Raw genomic sequence first — 18486 nt, forward strand, 5'->3', positions numbered from 1 at the left:
TCTAGTAGTAAACGGAACAAATAATTATATGCAGGACTTACAACAAACTTTGACACAAGTACTTGATTTCGTTAAAGGTATTTGGATCAAAAAACGTTACGTGATGATTTTCTCGTGGTTAATTTGCCCTATCGGTTTTTTGTATGTGTATTCGCTACCAGATGTTTTTTCATCCAAAGCACAAGTATTTGTTGATACACGCTCTGTTCTTCAACCTCTTTTGCGCGGCTTAGCAATTCAGACAAATCCAGATCAAGAAATAAAGATGATGGCGAGAACTCTGCTAAGCCGAAGTAATGTTGAAAAGATTGCTAGAGAAAGTGACTTAGATCTTATCACTGATAGTGAGTCTTCTTTCGATGCACTCGTTACTGGCTTGTCGAACCAGATAAAGCTTTCCTCGACAGGTCGCGACAATATATACAACATTTCATTTTCTAACAAAGATGCGCTAGTAGCTCAAAGGGTCGTTCAAGAAACCTTAGATCTTTTTGTTGAAGGAGCGCTTGGCAATAATAGAAAAGATACTGATACTGCAGGGCGATTCTTGAGTGAGCAAATTGCCGATTACGAAGCTCGCTTAGGTGAAGCCGAACAAAGAGTAGCCAATTTCAAGATACAGTATAATGATATATTACCGTTAGCAGGTACCTATTTCGCCAACCTTCAAAGCTTTAAAACAGAACTTGAAACAACTCGCCTTCAAATTCGCCAAACTCGTCAGCAATCCGACTCATTGAATAACCAAATGTCTGGGAAAAATTCCTTTGATAGTTTCGGTATTACAAACCAAGACGAGCCAATTCTCCGAACTCGTTATGATGCTCGAATAATTGCTCTCGAGGAAGAACTTGATAGATTAACTCTTCGCTTTACCGAACTTCATCCTGACGTTATAGAAACAAAAAATTTGTTGGATAGCCTTGAAGGCGCGCGTAAAAGAGAAATTGAAGCGTTTTTAAATCAAGAAGGAAACGATAGTAGCCTTCCTTTAAGTGAACTAAACAGAGAGATTAAATTAGAAGTTAGCCGACTTGAAAGCCAAATTGCTTCATTGAAGGTTAAAGAAGGTGACCTTGTAAGTAAAATTGCCGAGTTAGAGTCTAAGGTAGACCTCATACCTCAAATTGAGGCTGAGTCTTCAGCGCTTAACCGCGATTACGATATTACGAAAAGGAAATATGAGGAGTTACTTTCTCGAAGAGAATCAGCGGACTTATCAAGAAGAGCAGATGTTTCTGCCGAGGATTTACAATTTAGAATCATAGAACCTCCTCTCTTGCCTAAAAGGCCATCTGGACCAAATCGTCTCATTCTATATACCGCAGTCCTTATAGTAGGATTTGTTACCGGTATTGGCGTGGCGTTTTTGGTTAGTCAGCTCACCCCAATTTTACTTCGTCCAAAACAGTTACTGCAGATTTCTGACTTTCCAATTTGGGGGACCGTCACACATTTGGATATTTCAAATATAAATAAGAAAAATCGCGTGCGACTAGCCCTATTTTTACTTTCATCTGGAACAATAGTTACTATGTATGCTGCACTTGTTACTGCAGACTTTATGAATATTCAGCTTTTTGAAGGGCTTCTATAATGCGAAACACAATTGAAAAAGCTCTTCAAAAGCAAAAAGAAGCCAAAAATGTATCTCGTACCACAAAATCCGAAAAGCAAGTAGTTGACAACGATAGTTATCATTCCGATGACCCGAAAGGTATGGATAGCACTTTTAATAGAAATCCCTCTCCTCCAAACACCTTGTCGGAATTTACAATTGATTTGCAACGACTGAGTGAAAAAGGTCACATTTCTGTTCTAGGCGAGAGAAAGCAAATTAATGAGGAATATCGGGAAATAAAAAGAAAGTTGCTAGCAAATGCTTTTGGCTCACTAGCAAAAACTTTACACAACCCAAACATCATTATGGTTTCAAGCAGTCGTCCTTCTGAAGGAAAAACTTTTACTGCTACCAATCTTGCGCTAAGTATCGCAGCTGAGCAAGATAAAACAGTTTTACTAGTAGACGCTGACGTATTGAAGCCCAATGTTCTCAATACCCTCGGCTTAGAACGAAGAAAGGGGCTAATGGAATATTTGACGGGCGATGTCGAGGATATATCGGAAGTTTTATATCCAACTAATATTGACAAACTGAAAATAATACCCGCTGGAAAATCGCATCATTTATCGACAGAAATGCTTGCAAGCCAAAAGATGCATGAGACAGTAGACGAATTTGCAAATCGGTACCCCGATCGTGTAGTGATTTTTGATACCCCCCCTCTGATAGGTATCAATGAAAGTGCAATTTTAGCTAATTTCGCTGGCCAAGCCGTTATTGTAGTTGAAGAAGGAAAAGCTAAGCTTGCTGATGTAAAGATGTCAGTAGAACGATTAAACCCCGAAATGGCTATTGGATTTGTGGTAAATAAATCCATACATCATGACACCGACGGAAGCGGATATTATGGATATTACTATTCTGAGCGCAAAGATTAATACATTGCTTTCAGTAAGAAACAAAAGGTCCTTACTTTTTGTACCTATATTTACCGCCGTTTCACCGACTGCATTGGCGCAGTTTGATTTAACTGGCTCCGTCAACGCAGATGTTATCGAACAGAATATCAGGAGTGAAGAAAGTGGCGTGCTATCCCTCACTACACTTACGGTGACACCTTCCGTCTATGCTTCATATCGAAGCAAAACAATCCGGGGGTTATGGGCTGGAACACTAACTCACGTAGATCGCGAAAATGACACCGCTGGTCAAACGCAAAACTATGCAGAATACACTTATTCAGCACAGTGGACTCCATTTGAAAGGCTACTTGATTTTCAAGCATCTGGCGCCCTAACGTATCGAAATACTGATTCTACCAACTATTTATTATCAGATTTTATTACCAATTCAGACAGTTTGGCAAAAACGCGTAGCAATACTTTAAGAGCAAACGTGTTAGTTGAGCAAAATAACTGGGTTAACCTACAAGGTACCGCTTCGTATTCAGATGTATCCTCAGAATCTTCCGTCACAATTGGTGATACCGCGCTTGACAACGACTCCTATCAAATTAATGGTAGTGTAACCAATGGTGAATACGCTCGGTATTTGATTTGGGAACTAGATGGCGCATATCAAAATACTGCTAATAACAATTCAAGTGATAGCGACTTTGTAACGAGAAGCGCTAATGGATTTGCTGATATACGAATGAGCAATAGTTGGGCGATAAGGGTAACTGCAAGACACGAAGCAAATCAAATCGAAGGAAGATTAGACTCCGCTACGGCGAAGCGTGAATACAACTCATATGGCGCGGGTATCACTTATAGACAGAATGAAAATAGATACATTTCTGTTACACTAAACCAGAGCGACTCAGATGAGTCAGAGAATAGTAGTGAGTCTTTTGTTGGGTTAGATCTTAAGTGGGCATTATCATCCAGAACACAAATAAACGGTAACTATGGTAGAAGGTTTTACGGGGAGTCCGCGTCGGCCAGCATTGAGTATAACTCCAAACATTTCAGATCATCGCTTTCATACGGTGAGGAAGTTACGAATACTTCTCGGCTATTAGCCAACCCTGAAAACTTAGGAGTATTTGTATGCCCAGTTGGTTCAACAACTATTTCAAACTGCTTCCAGCCAGACAGTCTCTCTTATACTCCCAGTATTGATGAACAATTTGTTCAATTAAGCTCTTTAAATATTGAATTTGATGATAGCGTTATTCTACAAAAGCGAACTAACCTGCAAGTGGGTTACGACTTTTCGCGAGTCATATGGGCATTTACTTGGCTTTTTTCCGAAAATGATTATTTAGATCAGAATAGATTACAACGGACTCTTTCGCTTGGAAGCTCTCTATCTTATCAAATTGGTTCTTACACTAGTTTAAACTCAGAAATTAACTTCGCAAAAATTGACGGTCAATCAGATGACAATTCACTAGATGGTTCATCGGATAACTGGAATGCATTGATCGGACTATCAAGAACTATTGGGAACAATTTAGAGACCAGCTTATCTATAACCTACTTGGACAAAAGCGGCGACTTGTCGAACGGAAACAGTTTGTTTGGCAGCGATTACACCGATAGGCGAATAACGCTTTCAGTTACCTATACCTATCAATAATATTATGGAGTCTCAGTAAAACAATTTTTTACTGGGACTCTTTTTTATCGTCTGCTTTTAGGCGAACGTAGGTTTTAAATTTTTTCTTCATAAGTTTGTCAATATATTGCGTTAGCTTAACCTTATGGCCAATCGCGTCATCTAAAGCATCAACCAACTCTACGAGCATGTCTAAATAGTATTGCGTATCTTGAACTTCATTCCCTGCAGGCGTCATCAATGGTCTACTAGGGTGATAGCGTCCATCATGTGGCACCTCTAAATTTTCGCTACCCACCCCACTCTCAGGCTCAAACATTTCAGCTTTAACTTCATCTATTACCTCACTTACCGCCTCTTCATCAAAGCTTTTAAGCTCCTCTAAAAAGCCAAACAGCATGATGCGATCCATAAGCGTATTTATTTTACGGGGCACACCACGGGTAAACTGATAAATGCGCTCATAGGCCCCTTCTGAAAATAAATCTTCGCCGTTCCAGCCTGCGTGATGCAAGCGATATTCAATATACTCTTTGCACTCATCTAACGTGAGCGGCGCTAAATGGCATGAAGCCACTATACGCTGCCTGAACTGCTCCATATTGGGTGCTCGTAAAATAGGTTGCAGCTCTTCTTGCCCTAATAAAAAGCTTTGTATTAACGGCTTACCATTAAGCTGAAAGTTAGACAGCATGCGCAGTTCTTCAATAGACTCTAACGGTAAGTTCTGCGCTTCATCAACAAGCAGCAATGCGCGGCGGCCTTGGGTGCTTAGGTCGTATAAGAACACCTCAAGCATCTTTAAAATTTCAGCTTTGCTTCTTCCGTCAGTGTTGATATCAAACTTTGACGCCACCATTTTTACCAACTCATCAGGCGACAGTTTGGGGGTGACTATTTGAGCCGCAAAAATATCGTCTTGAATTTCAGCCAGTAAACTATTCGCGACGGTGGTTTTCCCTGTACCAATATCACCTGTGATAACAATAAACCCTTCCGCCTGCGACAACCCATACTGAAGGTATGACATGGCGCGTTTGTGCCACTTACTGGCAAAAAAGAAGCCTGGGTCTGGTGTTAACTGAAAAGGTTTAGCGTTAAGTCCATAGTAACTTTCGTACATGCTGATATCCGTTTGAAAAAACTGCTCATTTTGCTAGCTCACCGGTTAACGGGTGCGGCTAGCAAACGACTACATTTTACATTTACTGAAACAAAAATTGAGGTAACGACGAAAACCCTAGGTTAACTTGTTTCGTGTTATACGCTCAATGATCCCGGTGGTAGAAACGCCATCTTCAAACGTTAACACTTGCACCTCGCCGCCGTTGGCAATCACTTCTTTTCCACCAGCGATTTCATCAATTTGATAATCACCGCCTTTCACCAATATATCTGGCAATAACGAGGCAATTAATCGCTGTGGCGTATCTTCAGTGAAGGGCACTACCCAATCAACCGCACTTAAGCCTGCTAGTACTGCCATTCGGCGATTAGTGTTGTTCACAGGCCTTCCAGGGCCTTTGAGTTTGGTCACTGATGCATCGGTGTTTACTGCGACAATAAGCCGGTCACCTAACTGCGCGGCTTCTTCTAAATAAGCCACATGGCCAGAATGGAGAATATCGAAACAACCGTTCGTCATTACAATACGTTCGCCCCTAGCTTTCGCCGCAGCCATCGCCATCTCAAGCTGACCTTCGGTCATCACACCGCCATCGAGATGCACAGATTGTTCACCTAAGGCTAGCGCTAACTCGGTATTGGTAACGGTAGACGTACCTAATTTCCCAACCACCACACTGGCCGCTAAGTTGGCCAATACACAAGCCGCTTGCAGGGGGAGTTTGCTTGCGAGCGCCACGGCTAGCGTTGATACCACAGTATCGCCGGCACCCGTTACGTCATAAACTTCTTTGGCCTTTGCAGGTAAATGAAACTCTGCATTGTTTCCTTCGAACAAGGTCATCCCTTGTTCAGAGCGGGTTAGCAGTAGCGCATCCAAATTGAGGTCAGTTTTAACCTGCTGTGCATTTGATACTAATGATTTCTCAGAAGTAGACTCACCTACCACATGGTTTAGTTCTTCCATGTTCGGTGTGATAAGCGTAGCGTTAGCGTACTTTTTAAAGTCACTGCCTTTAGGGTCGACAATAACGCGCTTACCTTTTGCTTTAGCTGCTTGAATTAGCGCTTGGGGGTTGCTTAAGCACCCTTTGGCGTAGTCAGATAATATAACAATATCAACATCATCAAGGGCGCCATCGAACGCGCTTTCTAGTTCAGATTTATCTGAATCAGCAAAGCTCTTTTCAAAATCTAAGCGAAGCAATTGCTGATTACGGCTCATCACCCGAAGTTTGGTTATTGTGTCTTGACCTTCAACGGAGAAAAACTGGCAATTAATATCAAAGGACTCTAAGCGCTCACGTAGAAGTTTGGCATTTTCATCGTTACCGCACATACCGAGTAAGGTGACTTTAGCGCCAAGGGTAGCGACGTTCACAGCCACGTTTGCCGCGCCGCCTGGGCGGTCTTCAGATGACTGAACATTCACTACAGGTACAGGGGCTTCAGGGGAAATACGACCTGTGCCACCACTCCAATAGCGGTCTAACATTAGGTCACCTACAATAAGCACTTTCGCTTTACTAAAATCTGGTAAAATCATTGATGAGACAACTTTATCGAAGTATTTCAAATTGCCAATGAGTATAACAGCCAACAACGTGAATACCCACCAGCAGCCTTCAACTTGGTATCTTTATCTTATAGAAAATAAACTGGGGCAATTATACACGGGCATTACCACTTCGCCGGCCCGAAGAATATCTCAGCATAGAGGTGAAATTGTTGGTGGCGCGCGTGCTTTAAAGGGAAAAGGCCCGCTTCAATTTAGGGCCATTTTCTTAATTGGAGATAGGTCGACAGCCTCGAAAGTTGAATACAAGGTAAAGCAACTTTCTAAAGAGAAAAAACAGGCTATCGTCAAACAGAAGGTTTTGCCTGAAAGCCTATGTATCGCCCTATGCGACAACAGCCAGTACATTTGCCCTTCTAATTATCAGTAGTATTTATTTTGGTCATAGCTGTCAACGTTACGCTGACAGCTTAAAAACTACTTTAACCGCCCAGTACTCCATTTATCACCATGGCAGTACCGATACTTAACGTAAAGCCTAGTGAAGCTACGCCAACATTATGTTGCTGGTCGACTTCTTGTCTAAAGTTCATACCAAACATGATCACTTTTTTATTAATAAGCACTAATATATGCAATGCAATAGCTAACGCTACACTTACCACTAACCAGCCAGTTACGTTACTTACATAACCTGAAGGGTTATAAATTAGTAAGTTTTTCGCTGCTGAAACAATCATAGCGGTGCCTAGTAAATTGCCCGAGTGTTCTATGGCTAACGCCAACTGACCTTTTCGAAGCGCGCCTTGAAAGGAGTCGTTTTGGTTATCTTTTGCATAGCGTACTTCTAAAATACGGGTCATCACCAGTAACATGGTAAGTACGACAGAGAATCCCGTCACGATGGCAATAATGGCATTCATGTCACTACCGTCTACCCATACCATAATATTCTTAAGCACAATGGCACTTGCCACTAAGCTTGCAGCATCTACCAGTGCAACACTTACACTGCGCTCTGAAATCATAGCGTGGGTATCTACACGATTAAGTACTAACTTGTCATGGGCAAAACGACCAAACTTTACTAGCAGAATACCAACAATACCGAATGTCACCATACCTGTAGCAGCTTCACTGTAACCCTGGCCGATATGACGACCTACCACCGAACTAAGCACGATACAAAGCGACAACATGCCACCGGCTATACTAATACCAAAAGCAAAATTATCTTTAATACCAAGCTCTTCGGTCACTGAGTTCTTTCTCATAAGCCCAGTCAACCACTTCATAACCACCAACAGTGCTAGGGCGATACTTACATCGATGGCAAGGTAAATCCATAAGTCAGAACCTAGCGGCACGAGTTTAATTAAAGCATCCACGTAATATTACTCCTTTGACCTAAACACAACCTTAGGGTGGTTACGCCCCAAAAACTGTGACAGACTCTTTTTATCTCAATGTTTTGAAATATTTATTATTGTCGAAGCCAGTATTATGCCAACAGACAACACAATTACCATGAGCAATGCACAACAAGCTAACGAAACCTGGGAAAAGCTTTCAGATAATGAGCGCGTTATTAGTGACTTAGCCCATCATCAAAATGATCTCACTACCCTATTCGGCCGCTCGTTATTTTTTGCAGAGACTTGCCTTCAACACCCAGAGTGGGTTGGCGCTATGCTAAATGAATCGATTCCTGAAGAGCCGCATACCTTTTACAATTATGCTGTTGCGCAAAAACTGGAAGATATTCAATCCGAAGACGAGCTGCTTCGTACACTTCGCCACTGTCGCCATTATCATATGGCGGCGATTACGTTACGCGATGGGCTTAATAAGCAAACTATTACACAATCGTTAAGGCAGGTTTCGGCGTTAGCCGATGTGTTAATTACGTCAGCTTACCAATGGCTTTACACCATGCTAAGTGACAAACATGGTGTGCCTTGTGGTGAAAATGGCCCTATTCACATGTACATATTGGGCATGGGGAAATTAGGCGGCCGCGAACTTAACTTTTCATCAGATATCGATTTGATTTTTGCCTATCCCGAAAAAGGCATGACAAACGGTGAAAAGAAACCGATAGAAAATCAGCAATTTTTTACCCGCCTAGCGCAAAAGTTGATTCAAGCACTCAACAAAGTGACCACCGACGGGCAGGTATACCGGGTTGACATGCGTTTACGACCATTCGGTGAGTCGGGGCCTTTGGTGATGCACTTCGACGCCATGGAAGATTATTACCAAGAGCAAGGCCGTCACTGGGAGCGTTTTGCTATGGTGAAAGCGCGGGTGATCAATAATGATGATTCTACTGATGTAGCTTCGCTAAACGGTATACTTAAGCCCTTTACCTTCAGGCGCTACCTAGACTTCACCACTATTGATGCCCTTAGAAGCATGAAGCACCTTATTGCTACGGAAATTAGACGTAGGCGTTTGAGTAATAATATTAAGCTTGGTGCTGGTGGTATTCGTGAGGTTGAATTTTTCGCACAAAGCTTTCAGCTTATTCATGGTGGTAGAGAGCCTGAGTTACAAAGTAAGTCGCTACTTAATACCCTTGATAAGCTTGCCGAGTTTGAAGTCGTAGAGCCTGATGTGACTGAGCAACTACGGACAGACTATTTATTTCTTCGTAAGATTGAGCACACGCTTCAGCAATGCCAAGACCGACAAACTCAAACACTGCCTGATAGTGAGTGGGAGAAAAACGCATTAATTGCCGTGCTTGGTTTCAGTTCATATGATGAATTTATGGCAAAACTGCAAAACACCATGTCTAGAATACATGGGCACTTCAATGAATTAGTTGAAGAAGCACAAGATACTCATACTAGCGAAGATACCTTATTTGACGCATGCCGCGATGCTTGGCAACTTTCCCTCGATAAAGAAGAATTTAGCATCACGCTAACCCCTTTTATTAGCGTAGACGAAGCGCAAGGTATTTGTACCCAGTTACAAGATTTCAAAACTAATCAGCGCGGATATCGGATGGGTCAAAAAGGCGAAGACACGCTAAATAAACTCATCCCGGAAATATTGTATGTGCTGATTAAATTCGATCCCAATAAAGCAAACAATGTACTAAAACGAATCTTCGGCGTGATAGATGCGATCACCGGCAGGACAACCTATTTAGATTTATTACTGGAAAACCCCAATGTTCTGCAACAGTTGGTAAAACTGTGTGACAGGAGTGAGTGGATAGCGAATGAAATCAAACGCTTCCCGCTGCTGTTAGATGAACTGCTCACCCCGCTCTATTTGCAGCAGCAAAATTCAGATATTACCACCAGCAAATACGAATATGCGCAAGAGTTACGGCAAACTATGCTACGGGTCGAACACGACGATATGGAGCTTGCTATGGACACGTGGCGACAGTTTAAGCTTTGTCAGCAGCTGCGCATTGCAGCCAGTGATATCAGTGGCTCGCTACCCATAGTGAATGTAAGCGATAAACTTACCGTATTAGCGGAAGTCTTGCTCGAGCAAGTTATTGAAGCAGCGTGGCACCAAGTTTCAGCGCGCTTTGGCGTGCCGAGTCATCTAAACGATGGTGAGCTGGGCTTTGCGGTTGTTGGGTATGGCAAGCTTGGTGGCTACGAGCTTGGTTATGGCTCTGATCTTGACCTTGTGTTTTTGCACAACGCGCCTCGCCAGTCCGCTACCAATGGGGCTAAGTCTATTGAAGCCCAGCAATTTTACATCAAACTTGCTCAGCGTATTATGCACTTACTGAATACCAAAACCTTGTTTGGTCAGTTGTATGAAACCGACTTACGCTTGCGGCCATCTGGTAATGCGGGCCTACTTTGTTGTCACATTGATGGATTTGAGCGCTACCAACAAGAAGAGGCGTGGACATGGGAACATCAAGCGCTAGTGAGAGCCCGCGGTATCTGTGGTGATATATCGCTGCTTAGTGCGTTTAATACTGTGCGTCACAACATTCTGTCTATTCAAAGAGACCAGGCTACGCTATCTACTGAAGTGAGTGAAATGCGCGCAAAAATGCGCAAACATTTACTCTCTACCAGCAATCAAAAAGTCGATTTGAAACAATGTGTGGGAGGTATAGCAGATATTGAATTTATGACTCAATACTGGGTATTAGCACATGCGAATAAGATTGAGAGCTTGACTGAATTTTCAGATAATTTGCGTTTACTAGATGCGACCCATAACGCAGGCATTATTGATGAAAAACAATCTCACGCGCTACAACAAGCCTACCTTGCGCTAAGAGAACAATATCATCACCTGACCCTTGCAGACACTAAGTATGCAGAACAAACCGAGCATTTGAGCCAAATGAGAGAAACGGTAAGTGAATATTGGCAGGCGTTATTTGGCAGTGCTGCCGACAGCTGACCCAATAGTAATGCTAGCATTGATGGCAGTAATGATAATAAAGGTGAGCAGTAGCTCTCCTTTGATTTAACTAATAATCAGCGAACTAGAGTACATCGGGTAGATAAAAACTCGGTCTCTTCAGCGGTCACTACCAAAGAACGTTGCTCAGGGCAAAGATAGGCATTTACCTGTCCTTCGAAACTACTGTCGATAGCGCTAGCAATTTTTGCCAACGACCCAGCTACCGTGTTATCCAACTGAAACTGATGTTTGATTATGAAGTCTTGCTCTAAATTCCATATCAGCTGCATGCCTTCCGCTTGCGCAAAAGTAGAGATGGCCTCTCGCAATGTACTCCCTTCTTTGAAGGTGCGGAATTTTTGCTCGCCGGTCCAGCTAGTGTCTACCGTCGTATTCAGGCTAGACATGCTTTCAAGTTTGCTATCGAGTTGGGGGTCAACGCCGCCAGTTTCTATAACAAAATTTCCCTGCTCTTCCTTAACTGGATCGGTGGAAGACATTCTGAATTCGCGGTAAAACTCGCTCAATCCCTTAGCCACCGACTTTTCTTCAGCGGGTTTACCGGCAGGAACGTCATCACTGTTATTTTGTTGCAAATATATCATCACACCAGCAATCACTATCAATACGAATGCCAGCGCTACGTGACGCGCCCAAAATAATGTATTTGAATAAACCTTTTTAGCCATGACTTTATTAATGCTTCCAATAACTTAAACCCAAGATACAGCTTACCTCGCTTTTACCTTGCACACAAAAAACGCCCTACATTGGTAATTGTACACCTAACGGTATAATAGGTAACTGCTCCGTTAGTACAACGACGGTGTGTCTTTACTGGGTCTGGTTTTGAAACGCTTGTGCATCCATAAGTAACTTTCAGGCTGTTCTTTAATTGCCTTGTCGATATGCGTGTTCAATTCCGTTAATGCAGCAATATCCTCCATTTCCCCTAAATGGGTCAATGGAGGGTATATTTTAATTTTATAACCTTTCGCAGTGTACTGAGACGTTATCATCATAGGCACACTGGTAGAACGACGAATAAACATCAACGTGGCTGTGGTGGTCGCGGTTTCAGCAACTCCCCCAAAAGGGACGAATACGCTTTGCTTTGGTCCGTAGTCTTGGTCGGGAAGGTATAGGCACAGTTCTTTGTCCTCCAATGCCATTAACAAGGCCTTTGCATTACGCTTATCAATCATGTACTTATTTGAGCGATTACGACCATGGTACTGTAAATAATCGACCAGCGGATTATTATGCTTTCTATAGAAGGCGATACTGGGGTGGAAGTACCCAATTCCCCTACATGCAAATTCAAGGTTCATGTTGTGCAGTGCCATCCCAAACACACCTTTGCCGCTAGCTATGGCAGCTTCAACATGCTGAGCCCCTTCAATTTCTATGGCTTTTTTTACTCGCCAATCAGGCCACCACCACCCCATAGCGGTTTCAAATAAGGCCATTCCGGTTCTTCGTACGTTCTCTTTTAATAGCGCTTGCACTTCTGACTCTGACAACGACGGGTTCCAAAGTTCAAGATTTCGCTTTGCCACGCGAACGCGCTTAGGGACAATTTTCGCAATCAGTTTACCTGCACCACCGCCAATAAATCGTATGACAGGAAGAGGGAGCCAAGTGATGATGTAAAGAAGAAATACTCCTAGCCATACAGGCCAAAATTTTGGAGTAAGAAAAGACAGTTTGAATTTAGGAGCCTTAATTGCCGCAGCCAACGCACTCTATTCCTAACAAATTAAGAGGAGCGCTATTGTAGCAGACCAAATTAAAGTCGAAAGTGCGTTGGTGGAATAATTCGACACGACTGCCGTAGGATTTTGTTTTCAATGCGCCACCCACTGATTTACCAATCTCGCTAAAGTGAAATTTTTAAAGAAGGTTGCCCTCCCCAATCAGCCTATTTAGTTAGCACCGTACTCTTTATCAATCTGTTTCAGCTTTTTCTCAAAAGTATGAAAGTGGTCGTTAGTTTCATAATCAAAGTGATATTGATTATGGAACCCAAATTGCAATTTGCAGTTTTTATCTTCGATAAATAACGTGTAGCCATCTAGGTCGGTGTACGCAACAATGCCATTTAGGTGGTATTGATCTTCTTTCTTATCACCGTTGGTTCGGATTTTTTCAAACACCTGCAATAGAAATTTACTGTCTAATTCGTTTTTCATAAATGGCTCCTTAGTTTTTGACTAGCCACTCTTTTTACGCTGAATAATAGCGTTTGGATTACACCGCTATATTTGTATGTATTTAGTCGCCCTACCTTTTTGGCCATTAAAAATTGTAGCGAAAGCCCAAAGACACTAAATGCGTTGAGAGGTTGTCTTCGCCGCCTAGATAAATGTATTCAAGTCGCACCATAGATTTTAGACCAACATAATAATCAAATCCAAGGCCAGCAATACCTGCCACCACACCCTCATCAAATGAGCATGCATCACCAGAAAACTCTGAATTTCCACAGTAGCGCGTACTTGCAATATCAACGTTAGCAACCCCTAACTTATAAAACAGTTCCCCATACTGACTGTTTGCTTTTCCGAGCACTGCAAGGTAAAGCGCGTCACCCGTAAGCTCGGTGTCATTGTCGCTATCGTTAGTTAAATTAAGGTACCCCACTTCTGTATACCACTGCCTATGGATTTGGCGCCCGAAAGCAACACTATAAATTAGCCCGCTATTTTCGACATCTTTGAACTCAAAATCACTAAACCCCACTGACGCAATACCGTAGTTGGTAGAAGCACTGTGTGCGTTAAATATAAAAAAAAGCGCCATAAAAACAACAACAAACTGCTTCATTAAAACCTCAAGTTAGAACCACAAAAGAATAACCCATTATTAAATAGCTAGGGTTAAAAGTGTAAGTGTTAAATTTAAATCAGAAATAACGCCTTGTACTAAAAAAAGTACTCAAGGGTAAATTGAAGATGATCATCTCTTCTTAGGAAATAAAAAGTATCGTTAGTATCATCACTTGAAAAGAAATAGCCATCCAGTTTCCATCGCCAATGAGGTGAAATGCGACTGGACGCTTCAATAAATGCACTAGAGGTACTCGATTCATCTAAATCTTGAACGTACCCCATTAACACTTCTGTTCCGTCAATGTCGTTGAATATAAACCGCAAGCCCACCATAAGGTCGTTTTGACCTAAAGCAAAAAAGTTATCTTTGCGCTCATCAAACTGATATTCACTTAATACGCCAAGGCCATATTGCGTGTCGAAGATACCTTGTGTGGTGTACTCGAAACCTGTGACTACCGCAGCAAAATCTTCCGACTGCCCTTCTCGATATATCGACTCAAATTTAAGTAACCATGCCCCGTAAACATTCAGTAAATCAACGCCTACTTGGTTGATTTGTGCGTAATAGGGAAGAATTTCTGGCTGACCTTCGTCATTCACGATGGTAACAAGTTCTGGCTCTCGGCTTGTACCTGAAAAGTAAGATAGCCCCACTTCCCAATCACTGATACTTGCTTGCCACCTCAGCGCATAATCAACATGGCTTTGCTCACCATCTGACTCGTACAAGGCATCTCCTACAGCAAGGGGTGGTCGCAGACGGCCATCAGTACTTTCGAAGGTACGCTCTCTAAAATAGGGCAACACAAATACTGAAAACGTGCCGAAATCACTAAAGTAGGAAGCGTTAACCATTGGCTGACCAAGCTTATCTTCGCCATCTACCGCTTCAATTGCATCGGTTTGATTGACAATATCAACAAGGTGAATAGACTCGGTTTGCCCCCAGAATACTTTCCCAATTCCTACTTTAGTTTCCCATGTGTCTGCCACATGCATCCACTGCAGTTCTCGAACATCGAAATGGGTTCTTTCCTCGTCGTGTTGGTCAGCCCTGAAAAAGGGCTTAAACAGCAAACTGTCTTCTCCATCATTCCACTCGGTATAGGTTTCGGGGCTGAAAAAGACAGAACCGTAAGTTCGTTCTTGCCGTTCGTACAGGGCGTCTTGCAAAAAATAGCGCAACTCTCCACCCGCGGAGCCTGTCACTTCCGTATTGGCCAACAAAGAAAATGAAGCCGTAATACTTGATACCAATAAAGCAATAGATTTAATCACGAATTACCGGGCTCTTTTTAAACTGTTCTTATCAAAATCTGATTCTGACAAGTCGGTATCAAATATTAAGCTTTCTGTAATTAGCGACGTAGACTTACGTGTTTGTACGTTCGTCATCTCACTACGGGTAGCTCGCCAGTACTTCTCTTTGTAAAGCTCGTAATCTTTTAGCTCAAGTACCTTAAGTAGCGCCCCTTTCTTATCGTAAAATTCAACTTTGTGTACACGATAGTGAGACTTATCAATCCATACTTTTTGTAACGTGTAACCCGAATAGTCATACTGAGGAGTTTGCTCTAATACAAAGCACGCTTCGCCATTGATCGTCTCGTCACCTACATAGGTGTAAGAAAATTTTTCTACTTCGAACGATGTCATGTCTTCAAAAGCAAATTCACTGCCGACAAAAGGCCCACTTTTATTTTTTGACGCTATACGCTTTACCCGTTTTAAAGCAGGAAGAAATATCCACTGTTCATCAGCATCAAAAACATGGGAGAAACTCAAGAATGCGGTTCCTTTTACATCTCTAGGGGATTGGAAAACCGTTAGCGCTTTATCACCGTCATCGGTCAACTCCATCGATTTCAAGTTAAGTTTGCGTGTTGCCTCTTGGCCTTGCGCATTACGCAGGACCATTAAAATTTTGGCCTCTGAGTTATTCCACCCGCGATCTCTCGCTTTTCGCTCCTGCGCTATCTCTAGTCCTTTTGCGCTAGGCTCACTCTCGGCGGCAACGCTATTCAATGCGCTGATAAATATAAATGACGCCAGTAAAACAAGGCTAATGTATTTCACTATTCTTCTCCGGTAACGGGGTTTCATCTTTATCCAACCACATTAATAACGCGGGTAGGAATATAAGGTCAACGGCCAAAGCCGCGACGATAATAATAATGGTTAGAATACCCATATGCGCATTCAGCATGAAGTTTGAAGACGCTAGCACACCAAAACCGACTGTCAGTACTATTGTGGTAGTGGTCAGTGCCATTCCAACCGTATTAAATGCATAGAGCACACTTTCTTTAACCGATTTACGTGTTAGCCTCGCCGACTGATACTTCGACAAGAAGTGCACTGTATCGTCAACGATAATGCCCATGGTCATACTGATGACCACCGACAGCGCCATATTAATTTGGCCTGAGATTAACCCCCAAACACCAAAGCCAATAGCGGCCGGTAGCAAATTAGTAAACAAGCTTACTAACCCGAGTCGCCACGAACGTAACGCGAAAAAAATCAAAACAGAAATAAGGACTAAGGCATAAATAGAGCCCTTTACCATACTTTCCATATTTCGATCGCCAATATGCGCGAACATTAAAGGCGGACTGGCGGCTTCCAGGCGGTTGTCGCTGCCAAGACTTTTAAAATATGCTTTAGCATCAGACTCTAATGCGGTTAAATCTTTACTGCCTAAATTATCAATAACGGCGATAATTCTCATTGCTGATTTATCAATATCTAACTGATTGCTTAAGTCTAGACCAAATGGCAGCGACATTTCGTACAACAATACATACTGCGAGGCCAGCTCTCCATCTTCTGGTAACCGGTAATAGGCATCGTCATCACCATGCATATTTTTATTTAAGCGTTTTAATGTATCGGCAAAGGACAGCACATGATGAACTTCTTCTTTATCACGAAGCCATTTAGTGAGCAATTCTACTCGTGCCAAAAAGTCAGGCTCCGTGGCACCATAAGGGGTATCTGAATAGATAACGAAGTCGATGTTAGACATACCACCAAGCTTCTCTTCATTGATTTCCACCGCTTGGCCAAACGTACTTCTATCGTCGAAGTACTTCACCGCAACATCATTTAATTCGTTATTGGTAGCAAAAACACTGATCCCCACAATCACTAATGCACAGATAGGTAAAAGCGCTCGGTAATTCGACGTGACTTTATTTCCCAATCTCTCGAAGACTTTGTTACTTTTTGTCGCCTTTACTTTCAATGGTTTTAATAGTAATAAAGCTGGCAGGAACCAAAGTGATAATACACAGGCGAGCATTACCCCAAATGCGGTCATGTTACCCAAATCAGACAAGACGGGAACGGCAGAAAAGTTCAGCATTAAAAAGCCAATAGCTGTGGTAACACTGGTGATAATAATAGGCTTGGTATTAATTCTTAAACTTTCACTTATCGCATTAGCGTTAGTGAGGCCGCGACCAAGAAAGTACTGTACACCCACGATGATGTGGATACAGTCAGCCACTGCCAGTGTCGTTATCATAGTGGGTGCATTTACCGTAGCGGTACTTAGAAACATGCCCAGCCAGCCAGATACCCCAATGGAAGTGGCGATAGATACAATAACCACTAATAATGTAGCGAGAGCTGCAAACACCGAACGGACAATCACGCCTATCATCACAATGATAAGGAAAAACATAAGTGGAATGAGCGTGCTGGCATCTTGCTGCGCAGCCACCGCGAAAGCATCGTTCATTACAACCATTCCGGTGAGATAGATAGTGTGACCGGGGTATTTTTCCTCTAACTGCTGTTTTAGCGCAGTGGCAGCAGTTGCAATTTCAATCACCTCTTTCGTTTGGTCACCGTCGGGCAATTGAATGGTAGTGTTCACTACCAACACATCTCCAGGGTATGATACTAACCTTCCGGTTAGTTCAGGGGTACTATCTAGTACATCCTTAATATTTGTTATTTCAGAATTCGAGAGCGAACCCGTGGTAATTAAGTCCTCTACAATAAGGTCGTCATCTTCGGCGTAGGTGTATTGGAAATTAGATATGGATTCTACGCGGGTAGAAAGAGGGAGTTGCCATGCAGATTCTGTAAGCTCAACAACTAAAGATAAGGTAGACGGTTTAAACACATTAGCGTCGTCTGGCACCACCATAAAAGCGACATTTTCGCTCTTATTAAATATGTTCTGCATTTCTTCAAAGGCAAGACGCTGCGGATTATTAAGCTCAAAAAATACTTTGTAGTCGCCTCGAAAGTATAAACTTTTTGCGCCGACTACTGCCACTAACATCGCAACAATAACCACACAGATAGTTAACTTTGGTGAAGCAAACCACCTTGATGTGTTCGATGATGCACCTTGCATTACTACTTCCTGTAACTCGCTCTGTTATCGAAAGTTTACTTGTAAATGGTTAATAAACATAACTCAGTTACCAGAATATTTTCGGTTGCCGCCTCACATTTTTTACATAAGCTCG

At 42.5% G+C, this 18486-nt stretch carries 15 protein-coding genes; 5 read left to right on the forward strand and 10 right to left on the reverse strand.

Going from position 1 to position 18486, the window contains the following annotated elements; all coding sequences use genetic code 11:
* Positions 1-28: 28 nt before the first annotated feature.
* The 3 genes from J5X92_RS10670 to J5X92_RS10680 are packed head-to-tail and all read left to right on the forward strand — an operon-like array spanning position 29 to position 4147.
* The gene (locus tag J5X92_RS10670; RefSeq protein ID WP_208805734.1) at positions 29-1597 is read left to right on the forward strand and encodes an XrtA system polysaccharide chain length determinant; all 1569 of its coding nucleotides are present in this window, start codon (positions 29-31) and stop codon (positions 1595-1597) included.
* The gene (locus J5X92_RS10675) at positions 1597-2502 is read left to right on the forward strand and encodes an XrtA-associated tyrosine autokinase (protein ID WP_208805735.1); all 906 of its coding nucleotides are present in this window, start codon (positions 1597-1599) and stop codon (positions 2500-2502) included. Before J5X92_RS10670 ends, J5X92_RS10675 begins: the two co-directional genes overlap by 1 nt.
* Positions 2471-4147, forward strand: a complete 1677-nt coding sequence (locus tag J5X92_RS10680; RefSeq protein WP_208805736.1) for a TIGR03016 family PEP-CTERM system-associated outer membrane protein — start codon at positions 2471-2473, stop codon at positions 4145-4147. The genes J5X92_RS10675 and J5X92_RS10680 overlap by 32 nt, the downstream gene beginning before the upstream one ends.
* Before the next feature lie 28 nt (positions 4148-4175).
* Here J5X92_RS10680 and J5X92_RS10685 read toward each other — a convergent pair whose 3' ends face one another.
* Both J5X92_RS10685 and hldE read right to left on the reverse strand, forming a co-directional pair.
* Positions 4176-5249, reverse strand: coding sequence for an XrtA/PEP-CTERM system-associated ATPase (locus tag J5X92_RS10685; RefSeq protein WP_208805737.1), 1074 nt, complete (start codon positions 5247-5249; stop codon positions 4176-4178).
* A gap of 117 nt (positions 5250-5366) precedes the next feature.
* Positions 5367-6797: a bifunctional D-glycero-beta-D-manno-heptose-7-phosphate kinase/D-glycero-beta-D-manno-heptose 1-phosphate adenylyltransferase HldE gene (gene hldE, locus J5X92_RS10690; protein ID WP_208805738.1), complete on the reverse strand. Its 1431-nt coding sequence runs from the start codon at positions 6795-6797 to the stop codon at positions 5367-5369.
* Between the two features lie 58 nt (positions 6798-6855).
* Between hldE and J5X92_RS10695 the strand changes: the two genes are divergently transcribed.
* Positions 6856-7197, forward strand: a complete 342-nt coding sequence (locus J5X92_RS10695) for a GIY-YIG nuclease family protein (RefSeq protein WP_348272394.1) — start codon at positions 6856-6858, stop codon at positions 7195-7197.
* 52 nt (positions 7198-7249) lie between these two features.
* Here J5X92_RS10695 and J5X92_RS10700 read toward each other — a convergent pair whose 3' ends face one another.
* The gene (locus tag J5X92_RS10700) at positions 7250-8155 is read right to left on the reverse strand and encodes a DUF350 domain-containing protein (RefSeq protein WP_208805740.1); all 906 of its coding nucleotides are present in this window, start codon (positions 8153-8155) and stop codon (positions 7250-7252) included.
* A 115-nt stretch (positions 8156-8270) separates the two neighbouring features.
* Between J5X92_RS10700 and glnE the strand changes: the two genes are divergently transcribed.
* On the forward strand, positions 8271-11162 hold the full coding sequence (glnE, locus tag J5X92_RS10705) for a bifunctional [glutamate--ammonia ligase]-adenylyl-L-tyrosine phosphorylase/[glutamate--ammonia-ligase] adenylyltransferase (RefSeq protein WP_208805741.1): 2892 nt from the start codon (positions 8271-8273) through the stop codon (positions 11160-11162).
* A gap of 77 nt (positions 11163-11239) precedes the next feature.
* On the opposite strand, the gene J5X92_RS10710 is transcribed toward glnE, so the two are convergent.
* From J5X92_RS10710 to J5X92_RS10740, 7 genes are all read right to left on the reverse strand, one after another.
* A complete protein-coding gene (locus J5X92_RS10710) occupies positions 11240-11854 on the reverse strand; it encodes a TcpQ domain-containing protein (RefSeq protein ID WP_013783196.1) in 615 nt (204 codons plus the stop codon).
* A 123-nt stretch (positions 11855-11977) separates the two neighbouring features.
* Positions 11978-12904 carry an LpxL/LpxP family Kdo(2)-lipid IV(A) lauroyl/palmitoleoyl acyltransferase gene (gene lpxL / locus J5X92_RS10715; protein ID WP_208805742.1) on the reverse strand — a complete coding sequence of 309 codons (927 nt, stop codon included), beginning with the start codon at positions 12902-12904 and terminating at the stop codon, positions 11978-11980.
* Between the two features lie 186 nt (positions 12905-13090).
* Positions 13091-13357: a DUF3081 family protein gene (locus J5X92_RS10720; protein WP_013783194.1), complete on the reverse strand. Its 267-nt coding sequence runs from the start codon at positions 13355-13357 to the stop codon at positions 13091-13093.
* Between the two features lie 106 nt (positions 13358-13463).
* The gene (locus tag J5X92_RS10725) at positions 13464-13991 is read right to left on the reverse strand and encodes a hypothetical protein (RefSeq protein ID WP_244360615.1); all 528 of its coding nucleotides are present in this window, start codon (positions 13989-13991) and stop codon (positions 13464-13466) included.
* Between the two features lie 98 nt (positions 13992-14089).
* Positions 14090-15277, reverse strand: a complete 1188-nt coding sequence (locus tag J5X92_RS10730; RefSeq protein WP_208805743.1) for a hypothetical protein — start codon at positions 15275-15277, stop codon at positions 14090-14092.
* Positions 15278-15280: 3 nt separating this feature from the next.
* Complete coding sequence (locus tag J5X92_RS10735) at positions 15281-16075, reverse strand: outer membrane lipoprotein-sorting protein (protein WP_208805744.1); 795 nt, start codon at positions 16073-16075, stop codon at positions 15281-15283.
* Positions 16062-18371 (reverse strand): MMPL family transporter, encoded by a 2310-nt coding sequence (locus J5X92_RS10740; protein ID WP_208805745.1) that lies wholly within the window; start codon positions 18369-18371, stop codon positions 16062-16064. The genes J5X92_RS10735 and J5X92_RS10740 overlap by 14 nt, the downstream gene beginning before the upstream one ends.
* Positions 18372-18486: the final 115 nt, after the last annotated feature.

The sequence above is a fragment of the Alteromonas sp. K632G genome (assembly GCF_017653625.1).
GTDB lineage: Bacteria > Pseudomonadota > Gammaproteobacteria > Enterobacterales > Alteromonadaceae > Alteromonas > Alteromonas naphthalenivorans.